The sequence below is a fragment of the Vibrio sp. V23_P3S9T160 genome (genome assembly GCF_963886625.1).
Taxonomy (GTDB): domain Bacteria; phylum Pseudomonadota; class Gammaproteobacteria; order Enterobacterales; family Vibrionaceae; genus Vibrio; species Vibrio anguillarum.
The window spans coordinates 1-6,070 of the sequence record NZ_CAWPDB010000045.1 but is presented as its reverse complement, the minus strand read 5'-3'; the positions used below and the strand labels follow the sequence as shown (position 1 = coordinate 6,070).

At 44.9% G+C, this 6,070-nt stretch carries 5 protein-coding genes; 1 reads left to right on the top strand and 4 read right to left on the bottom strand.

Features of this window, described 5'->3' with window-relative positions:
- The first annotated feature begins 15 nt into the window (after positions 1 to 15).
- The gene (locus AACU59_RS02935; protein ID WP_017050380.1) at positions 16 to 2,133 is read left to right on the top strand and encodes a methyl-accepting chemotaxis protein; all 2,118 of its coding nucleotides are present in this window, start codon (positions 16 to 18) and stop codon (positions 2,131 to 2,133) included.
- Positions 2,134 to 2,166: 33 nt separating this feature from the next.
- On the opposite strand, the gene rsmS is transcribed toward AACU59_RS02935, so the two are convergent.
- From rsmS to dinG, 4 genes are read right to left on the bottom strand one after another with little or no spacing between them, the layout of a single operon-like run.
- Entirely contained in the window at positions 2,167 to 2,337 is a 171-nt protein-coding gene (rsmS, locus tag AACU59_RS02930; protein WP_013856554.1) for a pleiotropic regulatory protein RsmS, read from the bottom strand.
- A 1-nt stretch (position 2,338) separates the two neighbouring features.
- The gene (gene priC, locus AACU59_RS02925) at positions 2,339 to 2,887 is read right to left on the bottom strand and encodes a primosomal replication protein PriC (RefSeq protein WP_176428596.1); all 549 of its coding nucleotides are present in this window, start codon (positions 2,885 to 2,887) and stop codon (positions 2,339 to 2,341) included.
- On the bottom strand, positions 2,884 to 3,663 hold the full coding sequence (locus AACU59_RS02920) for a sulfite exporter TauE/SafE family protein (protein ID WP_010319210.1): 780 nt from the start codon (positions 3,661 to 3,663) through the stop codon (positions 2,884 to 2,886). The genes priC and AACU59_RS02920 overlap by 4 nt, the downstream gene beginning before the upstream one ends.
- A 53-nt stretch (positions 3,664 to 3,716) precedes the next feature.
- A complete protein-coding gene (gene dinG / locus AACU59_RS02915) occupies positions 3,717 to 5,792 on the bottom strand; it encodes an ATP-dependent DNA helicase DinG (RefSeq protein ID WP_094145867.1) in 2,076 nt (691 codons plus the stop codon).
- Between the last annotated feature and the right edge of the window lie 278 nt (positions 5,793 to 6,070).

The window sequence follows — 6,070 nt, the reverse complement described above, 5'->3', positions numbered from 1 at the left end:
GCATAAGGATGTAGTATGCGAACACTTTCGGTTCAATGGAAAATAACCCTTTTAGCCGGCCTTTGCCTGCTAATTACGTCATTGTCTCTCATTGGTTTCTCTGTTTATAACGCAGTGAATAACCAACAAGCAATAAAACAACAAAGTTCAGATTCTGTGATCAATAAATCGCAGCAGTTATTAGAAACTCGGGCGCTGCTCAATGCCACCGAAGTATCTGAATATCTCAGTGAAGCCATGTATCGGGCTCAGATGCTTGCTGATACGGCCTTGTTTTTCAAATCAAATACCGAAGAAAATTTTGGTGAAAGCGAAGCGTTAAGGACATCTTTAGATGAAATGGTTCGCAAGACGGTAGTCAATTATCCCAATGTCCAGGGGGCTTATCTCGTCTTTAAGCCAAATTTGCTCGATAGCGAGGATGACAACTACCAGAATGCTGACTATGTAGGTTCAAATGAAATAGGTCGATTCGCTGCATACTGGATAACGTCCTCCAATGGTGAAAATGTGGTGGCAAATGTATTAAGCGAAGTGGCATTGAAGGATGAAGGAAACAGTGAGCGTTTCGCCTGCCCGTTAACAACCGCTAGTGCATGTATCTCATCGCCTAAAATCGTGATTCAAGACAATGAAACGTTTCTTACTTCTTCTCTCTCTGTGCCCATTTTGATTGATGGCGTTGCGATTGGCTTTTTTGGCATCGATTTAAAACTTAGCCCACTGGTAGCGATTGCACTGAGTTCAGATCAAAGTCTATTTGGCGGTAATGGTAAGGTCTTTATTGTCAGCTTAAATAACACGCTTATTGCGACTGATGAGCGTGAATTAACCTTAGGTGCGCCACTGGCTGATTCAGTTTTGACTACAAAGGAGATCGCCAATCTTCTAGCCGAGGGTAAAGTCCATTCTCAATGGAATTCAGATCGGCAGTGGTTGTCTGTCTTTGCTCCTATTCAGGTGGCGAACCAGACTTGGGGCGTGGTTTTTGAAATGCCGACATCGAGTGTGCTAGCTGATGCCAATCAACTGGATCAGATCATTACTCAACAGGTAGAGAATGGCGTTAGAGCGGAGCTATTAGTCGGCGCATTGCTAGTCTTTTTAGGGCTCGCAATCATTGCGTTAGCTGCAACCCAAATTGTGAAACCTATCCGAGCGGTCGTGGAGCGGTTACAAGATATTGCTTCTGGCGAAGGGGATTTAACTCAGCGGCTTGTCATCAGTAGTCATGATGAAATCGGTGATTTGGCACGCGGCTTTAACCAGTTTTTAGACAAATTACAGGCTATTATTCAGCAGATCGTAGAAAGTGCGAACCAAGTAGCTCAAACGACTGAACAGGCACGGCAGTCTGCCGTACAAACGCGTAGCCGTAGTGAGTCTCAATTTAAAGAGATGGATATGGTGGCGACTGCCTCTGAAGAAATGACACAAACAGCAAGTCTCGTTGTGCAAAATGCCGAGGCTGCGGTGCAAGCCGCTTCGCAAGCTAATCACTCCGCACTGACTGGGCAGGATGTCATCCGTGCCTCTGAAGCTGAGATGCATAAGCTGGTGGTGCGAATGAGTGATGCGGTGCCTGTTGTTGAAGAGTTGGCTCAAAACAATATCAATATTACCGAAATTTTAACGGTCATTGAGGGAATTTCACAGCAAACCAATTTGCTCGCATTAAATGCGGCTATAGAAGCGGCTCGGGCCGGAGATCAAGGGCGAGGGTTTGCTGTTGTCGCCGATGAGGTACGTAATTTGGCCCAGCGGACTCAGAACTCTGTGGGTGAAATACGCAAAGTGATAGAAAAAGTCCAACAAGGTACTGAGGGCGTAGTTGAGGTGATCCAGCAAGGAAACGCGTTAGCAAATGGAACTGCGATGCAAGTTCAAAAGGCCGTTGCTGAATTAGAAATAGTGTTTGAATCCATCTCAGCAATTAACGATATGAATAGCCAGATTGTAAAAGCGGCCCAAGAACAGCAAGCCGTCTCTGGTGAAGTCAACCTCAACCTATCCAATATTCGTGATCTTAGCGCGCAGATATTGACACTGGTCGGTGAATCAGAATCGGTTGGTGCTCAGATAAGTCAACTCTCGGCTAAGCAGCAACAGTTGGTTGGACAATTTAAAGTCTAACGGCTGAAAGAGTAAGAAGTAGATGTTTGCTTCTTACTCTCTCGCTGTATCATCCAGTTTACGCAATAAATCCTGCTGTACGATTTTCAGCGCTTCAAGTGCGGTGTGTGGTTCAATCTGATTGGTTTCTAATAAGTAGATGAGATCGACAGCGAGCTTTATCTCTTCAGACGCACCGTCTAGCGGTACAGTAGGATCATTCATTTTATTGGTTTTTCTCCCTGAACGTAATTTGTTTTTCGATCTTAGCCTTAGCTTCTTGGCAACGCTTGAGCCGTTGCTCTACCGTTAATAACGCTTTTTGTGCTTGCTGCTGACTAACAGCAGAAGTGTGCTTGAGTCCGAGTTCTTTTTCTCTCACCATATCCATCAGCCTTCGCTCCCATTCTTGGTGCTGGGCTAGCTCTTGATATAACGCATTGATCGGTTTGCGATAATAGCTGCGATGCTTGGGCTCACTTTTTCTTATCGATACTGTCGATATTTCGCGTTGGATTGCCGCAATTTGTGCAAGCAGTCGATCGGTTAGATATTGAGCTCGTTGACTGGTTAGCCGTTGGCTCTCTTGTTCGCGCACGATGGAGTCAAAGGTCGCTTTTGCTTCCATAACACAAGGGATTAATGAGTGCGCTTTACAGTGGAACAGGCGCTCATCAAACAGAGCCTGATGGTGTTCACCACGAGTTCGGTCAACACTGGCGGCTTGTTGTTTCAACTCTTCAATTAAGGACTTCAATTGAGAAAAATGGTTCATAAGCCTGCAAACCACGCATCATAAGTCAGCTTAATTGCAAGCACACTGACCACACTCACAAACACCGGACGAATAAATTTAGCGCCGAAACGAATCGCTGAATGTGCGCCAACAAAAGCTCCAGCCATCAAACAAACTCCCATAGTCAGTCCCAGCACCCAGTCAATATGCCCCAAAATGGCAAAGGTAACCAATGACGTTACATTACTGGTAAAATTCATCGCTTTAGCAAGGCCAGAGGCCAATAAAATGTTGAGTCGGTATAACGCCATCGAACTGACTGTCCAAAATGCGCCAGTCCCCGGCCCTGCCAGCCCGTCATAAAATCCAAGTATCAAGCCTTGCGCATACTGCTTTTTGTGAAGTACAGGGCAGGGAGGCGGGCTGACATTCTGGTGTGCATGTGGTGTTTTATGCCATATCGTATAGATAGCGGCAGCTAGAATAATGAGCGGCAGCACTTTTTGTAGCCAATCGGTGCTGATCGCATCGACAGCAAAAGTACCTATGGTTGCGCCAATTAAGGTGGCAATGAAAGCTCTGACCCAGCAACTTGGTTGAAACAACTTCTTCTGATAGTAGGTTAATGCGGCAGTTGATGAGGCAAATGTTGCCGCCAGCTTATTCGTTCCTAGTGCGATGTGCGGCGGAAGACCGATTGATAATAACGCGGGTACAGTAAGCATGCCACCGCCGCCAGCGACTGCATCGATAAAGCCAGCAATAAAAGCAACAAGCGCCAACACAATCAAAGTGGTTGGCTCAACAAATTCCATGAATAAAATCGGCCCTGAGTAATGAGATGAAAGGGCGTAGTGTTAAGCCCTAGCTAATATTCTATTGTTCTTTTAAATGGAGGAAGCGAGTCCAATAATGATTTTCCGTAGCGTTTTGAAACGATTCGGCGATCGAGAATCACGACTCTACCAGAATCACGCTCTTTGCGCAGCAATCTCCCGACGGCTTGGATCAGCTTTTTGCTGGCTTCAGGAACGGTTATCTGAATAAAAGAGTTTCCACCTCGCTTCTCTATGTATTCGGCGTGAGCTTGCTCAACTGGAGAGGTTGGTACTGCAAACGGAATTTTTGTGATCACCAGATTCTCCAAAAGTTCTCCTGGTAAGTCTAGCCCTTCCGAAAAGCTACTGGTGCCAAACATTACGCTCGTTTTACCACACTGCACTAGCATTTTATGTTTATTTAGAATTTCTGTGCGTGATATTTCACCTTGGACTTGCAGCGCCCAGCCTCGTTTAACAAAATCTGTTGATATTTTTTCAGCCACTTCGCGCATTTGCCAGTAAGAAGCAAATAGCACTAAATTAGCTTTGTTTGGCTGAATAAACTCAGCGAGACGCTCTACCAGATAATCAGTATACTCTTTCGCTTGCGGTTCAAAACGCATTGCTGGAATGAGTAACTCGGCCTGATTTTGATAATCAAACGGTGAAGCGAGTGCTAGGAAACGTGTGCCATCTTCTGCCTTTTCACTGATCCCTGCTTGCGAGCAAAAGTAGCTGAACGAGTTAAGAGCTCGCATCGTCGCAGAGACTAAGATTGCGCCTATGCAGCGGCTCCAGATCTGCTGATCAAGTTGCCAACCAATTTCTAGCGGTGAAACGTTAACAATGAAATCACCTTCACGCTCAGGGTGAATTTCAAGCCAACGTGCCAAAGGGGCTCCTTTCTCTCGCTTGGGCTCCGCCATCAGCAGCCATACTTGGGCAAGGTTCTCTAAACGCTGAATATAAAAGCCTAATTCAGTCAGTGCTGGTTCTGCCAACCGAGCGGCGAGTTCGCCTTCCTTAACTCGTTCAGCAATCAAGTCCGCAATTTTAGCGACGGATTGATTGGCTTTTTGAGAGAGCCGCTTCAGGGTTTTAGACTCTTCTTCAAGCCATTGGGGTAATTCTCCATGCTCAAAACGGTATCGCTTTTCTTCAAATTGTTCGGGCACAAACCGCTTTGTCAGTTGGCTCAAGCTTGGGATAAGTTGTTGCAGTATCTCTTGCAGTTCGTTACGAAAACGTGCTACTCGTTTTTCTTCGGCTAAGCTTGAAAACTTGGTTACGGATTGATTGAGTTTTTCTAACCAACTTGCTGCGCCTTTCAAGCTTGCGGACGCTGAAGCGTGATCTCGTGCTACATGAGGTAAGTGGTGTGCTTCATCAAAAATGTAAATGGTGTTTTCGGGCTCAGGCAGAATGACACCACCGCCAAGGTCAGCATCCGCCATGACCAAGCTGTGGTTGGCAATAATGACATCGGCTTTATCCAGTTCCGAACGCGCCTTTTGGAAAGGACAATCTCTGTGGCCAGCAAAGCTACCATTACAACTATGCTTATCACTAACAATCAGTTGCCATAACTCATCTTTAATCGCTTTTGGCCACGAGTCGCGATCACCGTTCCATTTTCCTTGAGCCAGTTTTTCATACATGGTGGTGAATAATTCAACGTCTTTTTTTTGTGGCTTTGATTCGAACAGGGCAATTTGTGATCCATCTACCCCACACGCAGCCGCGAGTTTTTCGGTGCAACAGTATCGTTGACGTCCTTTGGCAAGGATAAAAGAGAATTGACGATCAGTGATGCGTCTAAATAAAGGCAAATCTTTGCTGATCAGCTGTTCTTGAAGTGCCACTGTGGCTGTCGAAACAACAACCTTTCTATTATTCAACACTGCAACAGGAACCGCTGCCATTAAATAGGAGAGTGATTTCCCTATTCCTGTACCCGCTTCAGCAATCAAGATTCGGTTGGACTTGTGATATGAACCGCACAATGTTTTTGCAATCTCAGCAACAAGATAATTTTGTCCTCGACGAGGAATGAAGTTTTCGAGCTGAAATTGCAGGTTTTGATAACTATCCCGAATGGATTTTTGGATTTTTGTTGTAAGCATACACAGACCTAAATAGCAGAGTGCCGAGTCTAGCACAGTTCACTAAAGGATACGCAGTTCACGAAATCGTATGCTTTTAGATCAAATCTAGATCTTGTTCACAAAAAAAAACTGAACCTTCAGGAACTTATGTTTAATTCTCATTGTGAAAAATATAAAACTACCTATTCGGTTAAAAGATGACCTCAATATCTATTTAATCTTGCCAAACTAAATTTTACTGGTGTTTAATTCTGATGTTTCATGATTGTTAGTTTTTAGATTGTGTGATGTTTTTG